The organism is Pseudomonas psychrophila HA-4, assembly GCF_000282975.1.
In the GTDB taxonomy this organism is placed as follows: domain Bacteria; phylum Pseudomonadota; class Gammaproteobacteria; order Pseudomonadales; family Pseudomonadaceae; genus Aquipseudomonas; species Aquipseudomonas psychrophila_A.
Window position 1 is genome coordinate 293,724 of record NZ_ALJC01000075.1, and the last position, 18,164, is coordinate 311,887.

Below are 18,164 nucleotides of genomic sequence, written 5' to 3' on the forward strand. Positions count from 1 at the left end.
TGGTTCACCAGCGACCACAGGTTTGATAAGTATCTTTCAGCGCCGATGGGGATCACGGACACCCACTACTCGGTAACCACGCCCGCTCAGGTGCTCGAACATAAGCCGATGAGCACCTCGCCCGGTTGAGCCTGGATAACCGTGCAAGTCCGCAGACCAAAGTCGATCACGATGCTGATGCCATCGAACAGCCGCAAAACGGCCTTCCATGACATGGCCAATTGCAATGCCGATACTGAGACCTTCACGCCCTTGCATCAAATGCTCAACCGCTGTTTCGTCAATGTTGAAGCGCGCCTGAGGACCCTCTACAGACAAGGTTGAATGCTCGCCACCCTGCTCTTGTGCCCCCACGCTGCCGGTTTTACGCCTTGTAAGTTGTGTCGTCGCCTGTGTTTCAAATTGACTGACTGAGCCCGAAGCTGATGTTCGCACCGGTATTGAAGGGGCTGAGGCACGCTTGCGCTCAGGAGTCCGAAGTTCGATGGTGCTGTACCCCAAGCGCCTTATTTCCTTGAGGGTAGGGGTCCCTTTTTCGATAAGACCTGCTAACCGCCGTTCAGCCTTCGCAGGCCCAACATACCCAAAAACGGCGCCAGCATCGGTGTTGTAAGTTCGGATTGAAAAGCCTTCAGTTGCGTGCTGATGACGATGTGCATAAATAAAATTAACCAGCGCGTCTGTTTCAACTCTATTTAATCCTCGGCGCTCGGCTAAGCCTATCGCTTCGCGTGTGAGCCATTCGGCGGTTTGGCGCTCAAGTTCGGCGGCGGTAGGTGGCTGTGCACGGCGTCGGTAATTTCCATATCCTTCGCGCAACGCCATGAATGTCAGCCCAAAACCAATCAATGCACCAACCGCGGCCCCTTCCACTGAAGAATCGAGAAACCAACCTCCGGCGAATCCTAAAAAAGCAAGAATGCCGGTTACCGAAAGCCCCAACACGGCACGGTCTACCATGCTGACTTGTGTAAGCCCCGCGGGGTCGACCCGTGAGACAGGGTTGTTGCTGACCATCACGTATAGATTGGGGGTGTCCACATCGCCTGCCGGGTCGGCACTTATCCAGCGTAACAACCACGGTGCGTAATACCTGAAACCGTAATAGTAAAGCCCGGTTGCATCGCGCTCCTTGCCGCAATACCGCAGCGTCTTGAACATCGCTTCGACCTGGTTTTTTGCCGCCCACCACGCCGTCGCGCCAAACGGGTAATAGCCTTCCTGACTCAACAGCGCAGCCTGCTCATCAAGCTCAAGACTGCTGCTGCCAGTGGCGTCACACAGGCTGAAGCGCAGTTGTTCGTCGTCAACCCCAGAGGGGCGCTCGCGCTCCCACTTCAACGCTCTGACTCGCATGTAACCGGCCTCGATTGACAATACGCTCAAGCATTCGCCGCTGGCATGATTACGGTGTAGTTCGAGCCCTGGCAGATACCGAACTTCAGCCTGCAATTGCTGTGCTTTTGCCTGGCTAACGCGCCGCTTCAAGACCCTTTGCCCGGCACCGTCATAACAGTACGTTTCTTCGTCGTGGTTGCCGTCTTCGCGCAACACTTGTGTGACCCGTACCAGTTGGTTACGCACGTTCCAACTCATGACCTGCCCACGGGCAAGGGCTCGCAGATTGCCGTTCTGATCAAAGCTACTATCCAGATTTGCAAGCGTACCGAGTTCGTCGAGCACACTGCGATTACTGTTAGCCGCGATACTCATACTCTGGGTATAACCCGGCCCCGTAGAGGGTACATGCCGCATCTGCATCAAATTGCCACCTTCGTCGTAATGATAATGACGGGTGTAATTGCGCATCAGGGTGCTGTTCGCTGCGCCAAACAATACCAGCGCGGGCAACGTAGGGCCGTTGACCTGCTGGGCGCGCTCCCGGCCCGTCGCCTTGATCAATTGGTAAAGCGTGTCGTAGTAGAAGGTCGCCGTGGCCTCGATTTTAGAGTTACTGGCCCACGTAGTCAGCTGCGCGGCATCCCGGATGCTGATCACATTACCTACGCGATCATAGGTATATGTGAGGTCTTGCAAGGGTGCCTTACTCTGCCCATCAGCGTACGCCACCAGTCGTTGCAAACGCCCATCTATAGATGCGTAGGTCGCCACCGTGAGCACTTGATTGCCCGCCCGCTCGGACTCGACCTGCCCTTGCGCGTTGTACCGTCGTTGATCGAGCAATACCTTTCGCGCGCCGCCATTGAATACCAGAACAGTCTGGGTCAGTTCGCCTTCAGGCCCGTACCGGGATTGTCGGCGGTTGTCCTTGGCATCGGTTTGCTCTAGCAGACTGCCCAAGGCGTCGTAGTGCCAAGCACTGATGTTGCGTTCGGACTCCAGCTGCGCATCGCGCAGGCTTATGTCTTGAGACCAGTCGGTAGTCACTTCCTGGCGTAAAAAAACACGGGTGTGCTGGGTTATGGCACCCAACAATCCGTATTGCTCATGCATCACGGAGCCAGCGCAGTCATCGTGACGAATGAGGCGCCCGCATCGATTGCGATCTGCGTGCTCTGCGTTCATCCCGGCATAGCTCAGGCGCTCTATACAACGCTCATGTGCCTCATCGACGGCTTGTTCAAACACCGCGACTGGCCTGAGTGATGAGTCAAATTCATAGCGTTGTTGTGACCCACGGCTATCCCAGCCTTTCAACACCTGACCTGCAGTGCCGCTGAGAGCAATGCGCCACCCGGCGTCCACACTGTGAGTGCGCAGCACGCGTCCCGTAAGGCTATGGCGCTGACTTTGATTGGCCTGCACGCTGCTGTCCATGTCATGCAACGCCTGCAGCCGGGCGTCCCATTGGTGGTGCAACAAACCGGTAGTACCAAACACTTGGCGTTGTACCCGGGTACGGGGCTCATCGTGTTGACGGGCTCGGTGATAGCCCACCGTGCGCAAGGTTAGGCCCCGTGGGTCGATGGCCGTTAATGACGGGGTGTAACGATGTAAAGACGACATAAAAGGTGACCTGATTTACACAATGATTCAAAAAGCGTAGTGATCAGGTCTTGAAATATGCGGGCGTGCTCTCGGTTATATGTATCTAAATAAGTGCGGTGCTTTTACGGTTGTCCAAGGAGGAAAACCCTACCCGCAATGCCCCGAGAACCTACATCGGTCAACAATCATTACCTTTCAAGCAACAGACTTAAACCCGTTGTGGGTACAGATTTAATTGATAGTGCCCTAACAAAAAGCGCAGGCTAGAGGGCTTGCTTAGGCTTTGTATCATTCTGAATGATATTAACCTTCGTCAGGTTCGATTCGTGCCCCGCCACGCGCGCCAGCATTATCCGCTCCATCTCAATAGATTGGCGGACTCCCCCCCATGGAACAGTCACTTAAACATCTGCGCTTCCCACTCGCGGCCTTGGCCATCGTAGTGATGAGCGCATGCGGCAAAACTCCACAAGCGACTGCTCCAGCGCCTGCTGCAAAAGTCAGTGTGGCTAAGGTCATTGAACAGCCCGTCAACGAGTGGGACGAGTTCACAGGCCGCCTCGAAGCGCCAGAAACCGTTGAGATTCGTCCACGTGTATCAGGCCAGATTGACCAAGTCGCGTTTACAGACGGCGCGCTGGTAAAGAAAGGCGATCTGCTGTTCCAAATCGACCCGCGTCCGTTCCAGGCTGCAGTCCGCCAACTCGAAGCCGAACTTCAACAAGCCCGCGCCAATGCAACCCGCAGCGAAAACGAAGCCCAGCGTGGCGAGCGTCTGCGCCAAAGCAACGCGATCTCCGCCGAACTGGCTGATTCGCGTTCCACTGCATCCCAAGCTGCCCGTGCCGGTGTTGCTGCGGTTCAGGCCCAGCTTGACTTGGCCAAGCTCAACCTGAGCTTCACCCGCGTTACGTCCCCGATCAGTGGCCGCGTGAGCCGCGCTGAAATCACCGCGGGCAACATCGTGACGGCTGACGTGACGCCGCTGACCAGCGTCGTGTCGACTGACAAGGTGTACGCCTACTTCGATGCTGACGAGCGTGTCTTCCTCAAGTACAGCCAACTCGCCCGCGATGGCAAACGCGGTCAAACCACTCCGGTTTATCTCGGCTTGACCAACGAAGATGGCAACCCGCACTTGGGCCAGATGAACTTTGTCGACAACCAAGTCAACCCTAAAACCGGCACCATTCGTGGGCGTGCGGTGTTCGATAACACTGATGGCAGCTTCACTCCAGGTCTGTATGCACGTCTCAAACTGGTCGGCAGCGGCACCTACGCAGCGGTCTTGATCAATGACGAAGCAGTCGGCACCGACCTGGGCAAAAAATTCGTGCTGGTGATGGATGGCAATAACAACACCACCTACCGCACCGTAGACCTGGGTCCGAAAATCGAAGGTCTACGCATTGTTCGCAGCGGCTTAAACAAAGACGACACGATTATCGTCAAGGGGCTGCAACGGGTTCGTCCCGGCTCACCGGTCACCCCTGAAGTGATCCCGATGGCCACTGAAAAAACCCTCGCCGCACTGGCACAACAACGTCAAGCGCTGGAAGCCAGCAACCTGCCCCCTGCAACGCCCGCACACTCTGCGGCGAAGCTGGCCAGTGTTGCGACTCCTCGCGGTTAAGGGACGACAACTCCGATGAATTTTTCCCAGTTCTTCATTCAGCGGCCAATCTTCGCCGCCGTACTTTCGCTGCTGATTTTAATTGCCGGCAGCATTTCGCTGTTTCAATTGCCCATCAGTGAATACCCAGAAGTGGTTCCGCCCACAGTGGTCGTGCGCGCTAACTTCCCGGGTGCCAACCCCAAAGTAATCGGCGAAACGGTGGCGGCGCCTTTGGAGCAAGCCATCACCGGTGTTGAAAACATGTTGTACATGTCTTCGCAGTCCACCGCTGACGGCAAAATCACCTTGACCATCACCTTTGCACTGGGCACCGACCTGGACAACGCGCAGGTGCAGGTGCAAAACCGCGTTACCCGTACCGAGCCCAAGCTGCCCGAGGAGGTGACGCGCATCGGTATCACGGTGGACAAGGCCTCGCCCGACCTGACCATGGTTGTGCACTTGACCTCCCCGGACCAGCGCTACGACATGCTGTACTTGTCTAACTACGCGATCCTCAACATCAAGGATGAGCTGGCACGCTTAGGCGGCGTGGGTGACGTGCAGTTGTTCGGCATGGGCGACTACTCGCTGCGCGTTTGGCTGGACCCGAACAAAACGGCTTCGCGCAACCTGACTGCCACTGATGTGGTCACGGCCATTCGCGAGCAGAACCGTCAGGTCGCTGCCGGTGCTTTGGGCGCGCCGCCAGCTCCGAATGCCACCAGCTTCCAGTTGTCGGTCAACACTCAAGGGCGTCTGGTTTCAGAAGAAGAGTTTGAAAACATCATCATTCGCGCAGGCGATGACGGTGAGATCACTCGTTTGAAAGACATCGCTCGCGTTGAATTAGGCTCCAGCCAGTACGCCTTGCGCTCCTTGCTGAATAACCAGCCAGCAGTGGCGATCCCGATTTTCCAGCGTCCGGGCTCCAATGCCATCGAAATCTCGAACGAAGTTCGGGCCAAGATGGACGAGTTGAAGAAGAACTTCCCACAGGGCATGGACTACAGCATCGTTTATGACCCGACGATCTTCGTGCGTGGCTCCATCGAGGCGGTGGTTCACACCCTGTTCGAAGCACTGATTCTCGTGGTGCTGGTGGTCATTCTGTTCCTGCAAACTTGGCGTGCGTCGATCATTCCGTTGGTCGCTGTACCTGTGTCGTTGATCGGTACGTTTGCCGTGATGCACATGTTTGGCTTCTCGCTCAACGCTCTGTCGCTGTTCGGGCTGGTGCTGGCCATCGGGATCGTGGTCGACGATGCGATCGTGGTGGTAGAGAACGTCGAGCGAAATATCGAACTCGGACTCAACCCGGTGGACGCGACCAAGCGGGCCATGCGTGAAGTGACCGGTCCGATCATTGCGACAGCGCTGGTGCTGTGTGCGGTGTTTATCCCGGCCGCATTCATTTCCGGGCTGACTGGGCAGTTCTATAAACAGTTCGCCTTGACCATTGCGATTTCGACGGTGATCTCAGCCTTCAACTCGCTGACCCTGTCGCCCGCCCTCGCGGCGGTGTTGCTCAAGAGTCACGATGCCCCGAAAGACCGCTTCTCTAAGGTGCTCGACAAAATTTTTGGCGGCTGGTTGTTCCGTCCATTCAACCGTTTCTTTGAGCGCGCCAGCCATGGCTATGTGGCGACTGTTGCCCGAGTGATCCGCAGCAGTGGTATCGCCTTGCTGCTTTATGCAGGCTTGATGGTGCTGACCTTCTTCGGTTTCTCCAACACGCCAACCGGTTTCGTACCGGGGCAAGACAAGCAATACCTGGTGGCCTTCGCTCAACTGCCTGACGCTGCGAGCTTGGACCGTACCGAAGACGTGATCAAGCGCATGTCTGATCTGGCCCTGAAACAGCCAGGTGTGGAAAGTGCAGTAGCGTTCCCGGGGTTGTCGATCAATGGTTTCACCAACAGCCCGAACTCCGGCATCGTGTTTGTGACGCTTAAACCTTTTGATCAGCGCAAAGACCCGGGCATGTCGGCGGGCGAGATTGCCGGAGCCCTAAACGGCAAATTCGGCGGCATTGAAGAAGCCTACATGGCGATCTTCCCACCGCCGCCGGTACAAGGCCTGGGCACCATCGGTGGTTTCCGCCTGCAAATCGAAGACCGGGGCAACCTGGGCTACGACGAGCTGTACAAAGAAACCATGAACATCATAGCCAAGAGCCACAATGTGCCTGAACTGGCAGGGTTGTTCACCAGCTACACCGTGAACGTGCCACAGGTCGATGCGGCTATCGACCGCGAAAAAGCCAAGACCCACGGCGTGGCGGTCAGTGACATCTTCGATACCCTGCAGATTTATCTGGGTTCGCTGTATGCCAACGATTTCAACCGTTTCGGTCGTACCTATCAGGTCAACGTTCAGGCCGAGCAACAGTTCCGGCTGGAGCCCGATCAAATCGGTCAACTGAAAGTGCGTAACAACAAGGGCGAGATGATCCCGCTGGCGACCTTCATCAAGGTCAGCGATACCTCAGGCCCGGACCGCGTGATGCACTACAACGGCTTCATCACCGCTGAAATCAACGGTGCGGCAGCACCCGGCTACAGTTCTGGCCAGGCCGAAAAAGCCATCGAGAAACTGCTCAAGGAAGAGCTTCCGAACGGCATGACCTACGAATGGACCGACCTGACCTACCAGCAAATTCTGTCGGGTAACACCGCATTGTTCGTGTTCCCGCTCTGCGTATTGCTGGCCTTCTTGGTACTGGCCGCTCAATACGAAAGCTGGAGCCTGCCATTGGCGGTGATCCTGATCGTACCGATGACCTTGTTGTCGGCCATCACAGGGGTGATTGCATCGGGCGGTGACAACAACATTTTCACTCAGATTGGCTTGATCGTATTGGTGGGACTGGCCTGTAAGAACGCGATTCTGATCGTCGAGTTTGCCAAGGATAAGCAGGAAGAAGGCATGAGCCCGCTGGCTGCGGTGCTGGAAGCCTGCCGCCTGCGTCTACGGCCGATCCTGATGACATCTTTCGCCTTCATCATGGGCGTGGTGCCATTGGTATTGTCCAGCGGTGCCGGTGCAGAAATGCGCCACGCGATGGGGGTTGCGGTGTTCTCCGGGATGTTAGGGGTGACCTTCTTCGGCCTGCTGTTGACGCCAGTGTTCTATGTGCTGATCCGTCGTTATGTAGAGCGCAGCGAAGCGCGCAAAGCGGCCAGGCACCTCAAGTTGGAGTCGCAACAATGAGCCTTAAAGTTTTCCTCCCGAGCGTGCTGGTGCTGGCCTTGAGTGCCTGCGCCGTTGGCCCCGATTACAAAACCCCGGCCACGGAACCCGCACACATCAGCGCTGATAACCTCAAGGGCTTTGACCGGGCTCATTTTGAAGGGATCTGGTGGCAGCAGTTTGACGACCCGACCCTAAACCAGCTAGTGACTCAGTCACTGGCTGGCAACCGTGAACTGCGCGTGGCTTTTGCTCGTCTGCGTGCAGCTCGGGCCATTCGTGATGACGTCAGCACTGAAACCATGCCTACCATCACTAGCCGTGCCAGCAGCGATATAGGCAAAGGCCAGGTGCCGGGCACCACTGAAAAGCGTGTCAACAGTGAGCGCTACGATCTGGGCCTGGATATGGCGTGGGAAATCGACCTGTTTGGTCGCATCCAGCGCGAACTTGAAGCCAGCGACGCTGATGAGCAATCCGCTGCTGCTGATCTGTACCAGTTGCAAGTCACGATGATTGCCGAATTGGTCGACGCCTACGGAAAACTGCGCGGTGCGCAACTTCGCGAGCACATCGCACTCGACAACCTGAAAAACCAACAGGACTCCAAAGCCATCACCGTTAGCCTGCGTGATGCAGGCGTCGGTGACGAACTGGACGTGATGCGCGCTGACGCCCGCTTGGCTGCGGTTGAGGCCAGCGTGCCGCAACTGCAAGCCGAGCAAGTGCGCGAACGCAATCGCATCGCCACCTTGCTGGGCGAGCGCCCTGACACACTCAGCGTTGACCTGAGCCCGGCCAAATTGCCGGCTATCGCCAAGGCACTGAACATCGGCAACCCTGGGGACTTACTGCAACGGCGCCCAGACATCATGAGTGCCGAACGCAAACTGGCAGCGGCTACAGCACGTATTGGGGTGGCTAAGGCTGATTTGTTCCCACGGGTCAGCCTCAGCGGCTTCCTCGGCTTTACAGCAGGACGCGGATCGCAAATCGGTTCGGCGGCCGCCAGCGCCTGGGCTCTAGGCCCGAGCATTACCTGGCCTGCATTCAACCTGGGCAGCGTGCGGGCACGCTTGCGCGGTGCAGACGCCGAAGCCGATGGCGCATTGGCCAGCTACGAGCAGCAAGTGCTGTTGGCCCTTGAAGAGTCAGAAAACGCTTTTAGCGACTACGGCAAACGTCAGCAGCGTCTGGTCTCGCTGATTCGCCAAAGTGAGTCCAGCCGGGCCGCAGCGGACCTGGCAGCGATTCGCTACCGCGAAGGCACCGTTGATTTCCTGGTATTGCTTGACGCCCAGCGTGAGCGCCTGGCCGCCGAAGACAGCCAGGCCCAGGCCGAGGTTGAGATGTACCAAGGCGTAGTGGCGATCTACAAAGCCTTGGGCGGTGGCTGGCAGGCAGAGACGGTCGCTAGCGCGCATTGATCTAGCAGCATGATTTAACGAGCTCCTTTGGTTGGTCGCATCCAACCAATTTTTAGCCCCGCGCTCATTCGGTCGCGGGGCTTTTTTTGTCTGCACATCCTGACACTCTGTAGCCGCTGGCGCAGGCTGCGTCAGCGGCTACACGTTTAGCTCAATTGTTCACCCCGTTTGACTCAAGACGCCTACTGTCCCAATCTTGCAGCTCATCCGTACGCCTGTTTCTGGATATTGCATGTCCCAGCCTCGCCGTTACCTTGCTGTCAGCCTGTTGTCTGCACTCATCGCAGTCGGCCTTTGGTATTGGATGCGCCCTGCCCCAACCATCACGCCACCTGCCATCAATCACAGTTATTCAAAGGCCCTTGAGCAAGCGCATAACGGCATGCCTGGCGCCGCGCGTGTGCTCTACCAACAATTGGCACGTACAGACCTGTCAGATATTCGCCGCGCCAGCCTGCATGCCGAATTACCCAACTACCCCAGCCCACAAGCGTTGAAGCTGGCTGATGCCGATTTGCAAAACGCCTCGCCTCTCGTGCGTAAGGCGGCGATTCAGAGCATTGCAGGCTTGGTGCCAAACGCTCAACGCACGCTGTTGCTCGGCCCGCTACTAGAAGACCCCGAGCAAAGCGTGCGTTTCGCCGCGGCAAGCGCGCTGCTGGGCTTGTCGCCCGATGAGCAAGGCCTGTACTTCGGCCCACTGCAGCAAGTCGTCGACGAATACGAGCGCAACCTCAAAACCCAGCCCGACGACCCGCAAGCGCAAGGCCAGCTTGCGCGTTTGTACCTGCATGAAGGACAACTGGACGAAGCGCAGGCGGCACTCGAGAAAGTCACGACACTGGATCCAGAGAACCTCAAAGCCGTGGTGGCCCAAATTGACCTACTGGACAAGCGTGGTAAGACCGACCAGGCACGCGAACTTTTGGCCAGGCAGCTAGAGGCACACCCCGACTCTGCTTACTTACAACATGCACTCGGGATCTGGTTGCTCAACCACGGACAGACCGAATATGCCCTGCTGGGCCTGACCAAGGCCGTTGAGCTGGAGCCGGACAACAGTGAATACCGCTACAAACTGGCAATCGCCCTGCATGACCTTGAGCAATTGGAACCCGCGCAGCGTCAGCTTGAAGAGCTGCTGCAACGCCAGCCGGCCAATCGCAAAGCGCGTCTGTTACTGATTCGCTACTGGAAAGAAGCCGGCCAACTCCAGAATGTACAAGTTCTTTTAGCGCAACTGGAACAACAAAACCCGGACGATCCGGCGTTGCAACAAGGGTTGTGACAAACCCTTCACCGGTACGAGCGAGCTCAGGCAAGTAGCTTCTGGATTTGCTCTTGCAGGGTGTCGAGGTCAAACGGTTTAGCCAGAATGGGCGCGGTGCGGGTAATCGGGCTGCCGGTGTCACGAATTTCTGCCGGGTAACCACTGATAAAGATCACCTTGAGATCGGGTCGTAGTTTCAAGGCGGGCTCGGCAATTTGAACCCCCGAAATGCCACCCGGTAAACGGAAGTCGGTGACCATAAGATCCAGGTGCGGCTTGCTCGCCAAAATTTCGAACGCCTGCTCACCATTTTCGGCCTGCAATACTCTGTAGCCTTCACCTGATAGGTAGGCACTCAGGACCATCAGGATCGAGGGATCGTCTTCGACAATCAAAACAACATCTTGCGCATCTTCACTCATGGGAAACCTTATTCCGGACAATTGCTGCCAATACGACCGCGGTCAGGACCGTAGGTTGCGGCCAATTTATGTCTTTTGTACCAGCGGCAGGTGGATGGTGAACAAGGCGCCCTCGCCCAATTCGCTCTGCACGGTAATTTTGCCATTGTGGGCAGCGACAATTTGCTCCGAAATAAACAGCCCCAAACCAAGTCCCGCCACCACATGGCTGCCAGAAACCCGCTCAAACTGCTGAAAAATCCGTTGCTGATTGTCTTTACTGATGCCAATGCCATTGTCGCGCACCGCTACTACGGCAAAGTCATCTTCGGTATACACCGTCACATCAATCGGCTTTTTGGCACCATAACGCAAGGCATTGGTCAGTAAGTTAGAAATGACCTGTTCAATCCTGAACTCATCCCACTGCCCGACCACCGGCTGATCGGCGGTGAAATTGACGCTCGATTGTGCGGCACTGATTTGCGGAGAAAAAACCTCCAGCAGATTGGCCACAGCCCGTGACAAATCAAACTCGCCTGGACGAATCGACAGTTTTCCAGTGCGTATGCGCGACACATCGAGCATGTCTTCAATCAGACGAATCAGGCTTTGGATCTGCCGCTCATCACGCTCAACCATGGCGTGCATCTTGTCCATGGTGAACGCGGACGCATTATTGCGCGCTAGGTGCATCTTGCGCAGCTGGGTTTCCAAAATCAGCCCGTTGAGCGGCGTTCGCACCTCATGGGAGACAATCGACATAAAGTCGTCACGCATGCGTACGGCATGTTCAAGTTCAATCTGAGTCTGTTGTAGCTGAACAAGTAAGGTTTCTTGCTCACGGCGGCTTTGCTCCAGCGCTTCGACCTGCTGTTGCATGGCCTTGCTTTGCCGATACATATCGACGAACACATTGACCTTGCTTTTGACCGCGTGAATGTCGAGCGGCTTGTGCAAAAAGTCGACGGCACCGCTCTCATAGCCCTTAAAGGCGTAGTTCATCTCCCGCCCTGCCGCGCTGACAAAGACAATCGGAATGTTCTTGGTGCGATCTGTTCCGCGCATCAGCTCGGCCAGCTCAAAGCCGTTCATGCCCGGCATTTGCACGTCCAGAATAGCCATTGCGAATTCATGCTGGAGCAACAACGAAAGCGCCTCGTCTGCAGACAAGGCCTTATATACCGTGCGATCTTCGCGTTTTATCAGCGCTTCGAGCGCCAATAAATTTTCTGGCAGATCATCAACGATCAGCAGCTTGGCTTGAATATCACTTAGTTGCATTCGATTCTTTCCAGCTCAACGAGCAAACGGGCGATACCGTGCAAAGGAAGGATGCAATCGGGTTGGAAGCGATCCAGCGCCGCTTGCGGCATGGTCGATACCAACGCTTCGTCAGGGTCTTGGACGATGGTCAAACCGCCTTGCTGCTTGACCGTGTCCAACCCCTGCGCACCGTCCTGATTGGCACCCGTCAGTAAGATCGCAGCCAGTGCGTGTTGGTACACGTCGGCTGCGGATTCAAAAAGGTAATCAATCGAGGGGCGCGAGTAATGCACCCTTTCCTCCCGACTCAACGAAAAACTGCGATCGCGCTCCACGGAAACATGGTAGCCGGGAGGCGCAAAATACAAGGTACCCGGCACAATCGGCTCTTTGTCATCGACTTCCTTGACCGGTATCGGCAGACGCCGGGCAAACACGGCGGCCAACTGACTTCGACGCTCGTCCGGCAAGTGCAACACCACAATAATGGGCAGTCGATAACCCGGCTTCAGAGCAGCAAAAATCGTCAACAATGCCTCAACACCTCCCGCAGAAGCGCCTACAACGATGGCGTTCACGGGCCGCAAACTGGTGATATCAACGTCTTTGACTGTCATAGCTTTCGATAGATCCGTTCTTGCTGGAGCAAAGGCGAAAACTGTTTGCTGTAATCCGAGAAATCCAGAGTTTCCTTACTTCCCAGCATTAGGAAACCGCGATGGCACAACGATTCATGAAATAGCCCAAATGCTCTGTTTTGCAGAGTTTTATTGAAGTAAATCAGTACGTTACGACACGATATCAAATGAGTTTCTGAAAACACACTATCGGTTGCCAGGCTGTGATCCGCGAAGGTCACGTTATCGCTCAGGCTCTTGTCAAAAATCGCGTAGTCATAAGCCGCCGTGTAGTAATCGGCAAACGAGCGCTGGCCACCTGACTTTTGATAGTTGTGGGTGTAGGCGCGAATATTTTCCATCGAGAAAATCCCTTGCTTGGCCTTTTCCAGCGAGCGCGGATTAATGTCGGTGGCATAGATAATGCTGCGGTCAAGCAACCCTTCTTCGCGCAGCAAAATGGCCATTGAGTACACTTCTTCGCCGGTGCTGCACCCAGCGACCCAGATTTTCAACGACGGGTAGGTCTTGAGAATCGGCACCACCTCCTGACGAATCGCCAAAAAGTGCTCTGGATCGCGAAACATTTCACTCACCGGAATCGTCAGCAATTGCAACAACTGCATAAAAGCCAACGGGTCATGCAGCACCCGCTCCTGCAAGGCCGAAATGGTCTTGCAGTCGAATTGGCGCAAAGCATGCTGCACCCGGCGCTTGATCGAGGCGCCGGAGTAATCCCTAAAGTCATAGCTGTACTTGAGATAGATCGCTTCGATCAGTAGCCGTAACTCGATGTCGGTGTTTCGTTGCACTTAAAGTCGTTCCATTTTCGGTAGCCAAACCCGGATCAGTGAAAACAGTCGATCCAGATCAATCGGTTTCGCCAGGTAATCATTCGAGCCAGCTTGCAGGCAGCGCTCCTGATCGTCTTTCATCGCCTTGGCCGTGACCGCGATAATCGGCAGCTTGCGCCAGCGCGGGTTCTTGCGAATTTCGACAGTGGCTTCGTAGCCATCCATCTCGGGCATCATCACGTCCATTAACACCAGATCAATATCTGGCACTTCGTTTAAACGCTCGATTGCCTCTCGCCCGTTTCGCCCAATAACCACAATCGCGCCTTTGTGCTCTAGGGCGCTGGTAAGGGCGAAAATATTACGTACATCGTCATCCACCAGCAGTATCTTGCGGCCCTCAAAGACCTTGTCGCGGCTGCGGGCGGTCTTAAGCATCGTTTGGCGCTCATGGGACAACTGAGATTCAACTTTGTGCAGAAATAATGTCACTTCGTCCAGCAAACGCTCCGGCGAGCGCGCGCCCTTGATAATGATCGAGCGCGAATACTTGCGCAGTTCAGTCTCTTCATCGCGGGTCAGGTTGCGCCCGGTATAGACGATGACCGGCGGGAACGAGCAAATGTCTTCGGTCGACATGCGCTTGAGCAAATCGTTGCCCAGCATGTCTGGCAGTTTGAGGTCGATGATCATGCAGTCGTAAATATTGCTGCGCAGCAGGTCAAGCGCCTCTTGAGCAAAGCCCACGGCCGTGATTTCAATGTCATCGTCGCCGATCAAGCGGGCAATGCTGTCGCGCTGCAAGTCATCGTCCTCAACCAACAGGACGCGCTTGACCTTCTGTGTGAGTTTGGCTTCCAGGCGCGCAAAGACTGCCTTGAGCTCTTCACGGGTGGTTGGTTTAACCGCATACCCGATGGCGCCCATGTGCATCGCGGCTTCAACTCGGTCTTCAACAGAAATCACATGCACCGGGATGTGCCGGGTCGGCGCCAACGCCTTCAAGCGCTGTAGCACCGTCAACCCGGAATGATCGGGCAGGCGCATATCGAGCAAAATGGCATCGGGAATAAACTGCGCAGCCAGACTGAAACCTTCGTCCGCACCATGGGCGACCAAGCAGTGATAACCCAACTCATGGGCCAGATCGAAGAGGATGTGCGCAAAGTTGGGCTCATCTTCAATCACCAAAATACAACGCGTAGCGAAAGGGGCTTTTTCCCGATCATCTGCAAAACGCGGTATAGCCAACGGTGCATCAGGTGGCAGCAATGCGAGCGGCTTGGCTGCAACAGGAGGTGTTGCAGCACTGGCCGGTAGCGGTGCGTGGGGTTCGGCATCTTCTACAAACTGCTCCGGCACGATTAGGGTAAAGATGCTGCCCTGTCCCGGTACGCTGCTGACGCTGATGGAGCCCCCGAGCAAGGTCGCCAGATCCCGCGAGATCGACAAGCCAAGCCCGGTTCCGCCATATCGACGATTGGTGGTGCCATCTGCCTGACGGAAGGCTTCGAAAATACTTTCCTGTTGTTCGGGCGCAATACCAATCCCAGAATCGGCCACCGTGAACGCTATCGCATTGCCCGGATGACCCGAAACCGTGAGGCTTACCTGGCCTTTTTCGGTGAACTTGATCGCGTTGGATAGCAGGTTTTTAAGCACCTGCTCCAAACGCTGACTATCGGTATAGATCAAGGATGGGGTGCCTGGCTGCAACTCGACATTTAAAGCCAGCGATTTATCGATCGCCAGAGGCTGGAACAGAGCACGTAACCCGTCGATCATGCGCGCCACGCTGGTGTTCGCAGGGCGTACCTCAAGCTTGCCGGCCTCAACCTTGGAAATGTCCAGAATGTCGTTGATCAAGTTGAGCAAATCATTGCCCGCTGAGTAAATTGACTCGGCAAACTTGACCTGCTCGCCTGTCAGGTTTTGTTGCGGGTTTTCTGACAGCAGTTTGGCCAAAATCAACGAACTGTTCAGCGGCGTGCGCAGCTCATGGGACATATTGGCGAGGAATTCAGACTTGTACTTGCTAGAACGCTGTAGCTCTTCGGCACGCTCTTCAAGTTGCACCCGAACCTGATTAAGCTCGCTGTTCTTGCGAGTCATCGCATCGCGCTGATCCTCCAGCGCTTCATTGGTCTGCTCAAGCTCCGCCTGTTGGGCCTCAAGGCTAGTCTGCGACTCTTTAAGAACCCGCGACTGCTCTTCAAGCTCTTCGTTGGCCGTTTTGAGCTCTTCTTGCTGAACTTGCAGCTCTTCATTGAGTTGCTGGGTTTCAGCCAGCACCTCTTGCAAACGTTGGCGATAACGTGCGGCCTCGATGGAGGTCCCGATGTTGTCGGCAATCAGCTCGAACAACTCAATGTCACGGTCTTCAAGCGGCCTGAGAAAGCCCAGTTCAATCACCCCGTTAACCCGTTCATCGTCGCTGGTCGGTATCACCAGCACGCTGTTCGGTGCTCCCTCGCCCAACCCAGAGCTGACTTTAAAGAGGTAGTCCGAAGGCACATTGTCTAGACGAATCATCTGCTCTTGCTGAGCAGCTTGCCCAACTATGCCTTCGTTATCGTGAATCAACTCATTACGTGCTTCTTGTTCGCGCGAAGCCCCATAGCTGGCAATACGTCTTAGCCCCCCGTGGTCCTCACGGACATACATCGCAGCGACCACCGAGCCTAGGTATTGGGCGCAAAACTGCAGGATATTGCGTCCCAGCATGTTGAGGGTCAGACGACCGAGCACCTGCTCTGCCAGTTCGGTCTGCCCGTTACGCAGCCATGCCTGGCGTTCCAGGTGCTGCGCCGCCTTCAACTGCAACTCGAAGTTATGCTGATAACTTTTTGAAAGGCTTATTAAATCCCGTCGCCCCACAAATGCCAAAAAGCCGCTCAAACCTAAGACAAAAAGCAGATAGAGCCCGACACAGAAAATCGTCGTGGTGCTGGCCTCTTTGTTGCGGGCAACTCGCAGTTGCTGCTCCAGTTGTATGAAGTCGTCATATTGCTGACGAATTTGGTCAGTGAGGTTCTTGCCACGCCCAGACTGCACCGCTTCACGGTAATCGCCAGCTTGACGGCGCATATCGACCATCGTCTGAGCATACGTCGCCCATTCGTTTTGCAAAGCTTCAATACGCTTGAGCCGATCAACCTGTTGCGGGTTATCACTGACCAGAGCTTGCAAACCCTGAAGCTGAGCCATGACTTGCGGCTTGGCCACTGCATACGGGTCCAGAAAATGCTCGTCACCGGTAATCAAAAAGCCGCGCATGCCCGTTTCTAGATCGACCGTCAGCCTCACCGCATCATTGGTATTGCTGATCACTCGATCACTGTGCTCAACCCACTTAATAACTGATAGCAAGTAGCTGATCATGACCACAAACAACACGGCACTTAGCACACCGACAGCCAAGGGCAAGCCAACGTTGCGAGTCAGTAGCTTGCGAAAACTTCGCTCATCAATGGATGCAGGTGAGTTCATATTTCTGGCCTGTGGACGTCATAAATGTCTGGAGTTTGAAGGAATCCAGCGCAATAGTTGTATTTTCTTGCACGTAATGAAGATTTTTCTTACAAAAATACGCACACAAAAGTAGCGCAACGCTATCCTTACCCGCTGGCGCAGGTGTTATTGAGCGCAGGTTTAAATTTTTAGCGAGAGCATGATTATGTCCGCAACACCCTCCACCATCCTTGTGGTCGAAGACGATGCCATTGTTCGTATGCTTATCGTTGACGTTCTGGAAGAGCTGGAGTTCAACGTACTTGAAGCCGAAGGCAGCGAACGCGCACTGGAATTGCTTGAAGACAAGAGCCAGCGCATTGACCTGCTAATGACTGATGTCGGGTTGCCAGATATGGACGGCCGGGCATTGGCGCAAAAAGCCCGTGAGCTGCATCAACATCTGCCAATCCTGTTTGCCAGCGGCTACGCCGAAACCCTTGAGGTCGCTGACGGTATGGAAGTCATTGGCAAGCCCTTTTCTATCGATCAACTTCGCGAAAAGGTAAACAACCTGCTTCGCGCGACGCCCTCTACCGTAGCCGTAAATTGACCTTGGGTTTAAAATGCCCACCGTTAATTCATAGGCAAGGCTATGTCCACTCCCCCTAATGACTGCGTCGTTGTGCCTGTCTGCCGTAAATCTGCAGGTTTTTACTCAGCATGACGCTCACCCGCACAGCGCCAATCCTGGTGATTGGCTTGGGCTGCCGACGAGGATCTAGCTGCAACGACCTATTGGCACTGATTACCTCTTCACTGACGAGCGCGGGGCTGGTATTAAGCGATGTTCGAGCGCTGGCCAGCCTTGATATCAAGCAAAACGAGCCGGGACTGATTCAGTTAGCGGCGCATTTAAGCCTACCGTTAGCAGTATTTCGCGCCGATCAACTGATGGCCTATGAGCCCCGCCTCAGTCACCGTTCGGCCATCGCATTCGAACACTCAGGTTGCTGGGGTGTCGCTGAAAGTGCTGCATTGGCTATGGCCGAACAACTTGGCAATGAACCTGCACGATTACTGATAACACGACAAAAGTCGTCAGTAGCAACCTTTGCATTGGCTTGCGGCGGGTTAGTAACGCGATAATCCCTCGCTTCACTATGAGCGCTTTTCAAGAACC

General features: G+C 55.4%; 12 protein-coding genes. 6 read left to right on the top strand and 6 right to left on the bottom strand.

Going from position 1 to position 18,164, the window contains the following annotated elements; genetic code table 11:
* Positions 1–36 precede the first annotated feature (36 nt).
* Positions 37–2,967: an RHS repeat-associated core domain-containing protein gene (locus B347_RS0110525; RefSeq protein ID WP_026014109.1), complete on the bottom strand. Its 2,931-nt coding sequence runs from the start codon at positions 2,965–2,967 to the stop codon at positions 37–39.
* A gap of 370 nt (positions 2,968–3,337) precedes the next feature.
* Between B347_RS0110525 and mexE the strand changes: the two genes are divergently transcribed.
* The 4 genes from mexE to B347_RS0110550 all read left to right on the top strand — a co-directional run bounded on the left by mexE (position 3,338) and on the right by B347_RS0110550 (position 10,471).
* A complete protein-coding gene (gene mexE / locus B347_RS0110535; protein WP_019409683.1) occupies positions 3,338–4,582 on the top strand; it encodes a multidrug efflux RND transporter periplasmic adaptor subunit MexE in 1,245 nt (414 codons plus the stop codon).
* A 15-nt stretch (positions 4,583–4,597) separates the two neighbouring features.
* Positions 4,598–7,777, top strand: coding sequence for an efflux RND transporter permease subunit (locus B347_RS0110540; protein ID WP_019409684.1), 3,180 nt, complete (start codon positions 4,598–4,600; stop codon positions 7,775–7,777).
* Positions 7,774–9,183 carry an efflux transporter outer membrane subunit gene (locus tag B347_RS0110545; RefSeq protein WP_019409685.1) on the top strand — a complete coding sequence of 470 codons (1,410 nt, stop codon included), beginning with the start codon at positions 7,774–7,776 and terminating at the stop codon, positions 9,181–9,183. Before B347_RS0110540 ends, B347_RS0110545 begins: the two co-directional genes overlap by 4 nt.
* Positions 9,184–9,415: 232 nt before the next feature.
* Entirely contained in the window at positions 9,416–10,471 is a 1,056-nt protein-coding gene (locus B347_RS0110550; protein ID WP_019409686.1) for a HEAT repeat domain-containing protein, read from the top strand.
* Between the two features lie 26 nt (positions 10,472–10,497).
* Here B347_RS0110550 and B347_RS0110555 read toward each other — a convergent pair whose 3' ends face one another.
* The 5 genes from B347_RS0110555 to B347_RS0110575 form a co-directional block, all read right to left on the bottom strand.
* Positions 10,498–10,875 carry a response regulator gene (locus B347_RS0110555; protein WP_019409687.1) on the bottom strand — a complete coding sequence of 126 codons (378 nt, stop codon included), beginning with the start codon at positions 10,873–10,875 and terminating at the stop codon, positions 10,498–10,500.
* 66 nt (positions 10,876–10,941) lie between these two features.
* Positions 10,942–12,138: a hybrid sensor histidine kinase/response regulator gene (locus B347_RS0110560; protein ID WP_019409688.1), complete on the bottom strand. Its 1,197-nt coding sequence runs from the start codon at positions 12,136–12,138 to the stop codon at positions 10,942–10,944.
* A complete protein-coding gene (locus B347_RS0110565; RefSeq protein WP_019409689.1) occupies positions 12,129–12,737 on the bottom strand; it encodes a chemotaxis protein CheB in 609 nt (202 codons plus the stop codon). The genes B347_RS0110560 and B347_RS0110565 overlap by 10 nt, the downstream gene beginning before the upstream one ends.
* Entirely contained in the window at positions 12,734–13,549 is an 816-nt protein-coding gene (locus tag B347_RS0110570; protein ID WP_019409690.1) for a CheR family methyltransferase, read from the bottom strand. The genes B347_RS0110565 and B347_RS0110570 overlap by 4 nt, the downstream gene beginning before the upstream one ends.
* Complete coding sequence (locus B347_RS0110575) at positions 13,550–17,020, bottom strand: response regulator (protein ID WP_019409691.1); 3,471 nt, start codon at positions 17,018–17,020, stop codon at positions 13,550–13,552.
* A gap of 187 nt (positions 17,021–17,207) precedes the next feature.
* Between B347_RS0110575 and B347_RS0110580 the strand changes: the two genes are divergently transcribed.
* Together B347_RS0110580 and B347_RS0110585 are read left to right on the top strand one after the other, a co-directional pair.
* On the top strand, positions 17,208–17,594 hold the full coding sequence (locus B347_RS0110580) for a response regulator (RefSeq protein WP_026014111.1): 387 nt from the start codon (positions 17,208–17,210) through the stop codon (positions 17,592–17,594).
* A 110-nt stretch (positions 17,595–17,704) separates the two neighbouring features.
* The gene (locus B347_RS0110585) at positions 17,705–18,130 is read left to right on the top strand and encodes a cobalamin biosynthesis protein (protein WP_019409693.1); all 426 of its coding nucleotides are present in this window, start codon (positions 17,705–17,707) and stop codon (positions 18,128–18,130) included.
* The last annotated feature ends 34 nt before the right edge of the window (positions 18,131–18,164 follow it).

Coding starts and splice junctions, on each gene's coding strand:
- B347_RS0110545 (WP_019409685.1), top strand. CDS start 7,774: ATGAGCCTTAAAGTTTTCCTCCCGAGCGTGCTGGTGCTGGCCTTGAGT.
- B347_RS0110585 (WP_019409693.1), top strand. CDS start 17,705: ATGACGCTCACCCGCACAGCGCCAATCCTGGTGATTGGCTTGGGCTGC.
- B347_RS0110540 (WP_019409684.1), top strand. CDS start 4,598: ATGAATTTTTCCCAGTTCTTCATTCAGCGGCCAATCTTCGCCGCCGTA.
- B347_RS0110580 (WP_026014111.1), top strand. CDS start 17,208: ATGTCCGCAACACCCTCCACCATCCTTGTGGTCGAAGACGATGCCATT.
- B347_RS0110565 (WP_019409689.1), bottom strand. CDS start 12,737: ATGACAGTCAAAGACGTTGATATCACCAGTTTGCGGCCCGTGAACGCC.
- B347_RS0110575 (WP_019409691.1), bottom strand. CDS start 17,020: ATGAACTCACCTGCATCCATTGATGAGCGAAGTTTTCGCAAGCTACTG.
- mexE (WP_019409683.1), top strand. CDS start 3,338: ATGGAACAGTCACTTAAACATCTGCGCTTCCCACTCGCGGCCTTGGCC.
- B347_RS0110525 (WP_026014109.1), bottom strand. CDS start 2,967: ATGTCGTCTTTACATCGTTACACCCCGTCATTAACGGCCATCGACCCA.
- B347_RS0110555 (WP_019409687.1), bottom strand. CDS start 10,875: ATGAGTGAAGATGCGCAAGATGTTGTTTTGATTGTCGAAGACGATCCC.
- B347_RS0110550 (WP_019409686.1), top strand. CDS start 9,416: ATGTCCCAGCCTCGCCGTTACCTTGCTGTCAGCCTGTTGTCTGCACTC.
- B347_RS0110560 (WP_019409688.1), bottom strand. CDS start 12,138: ATGCAACTAAGTGATATTCAAGCCAAGCTGCTGATCGTTGATGATCTG.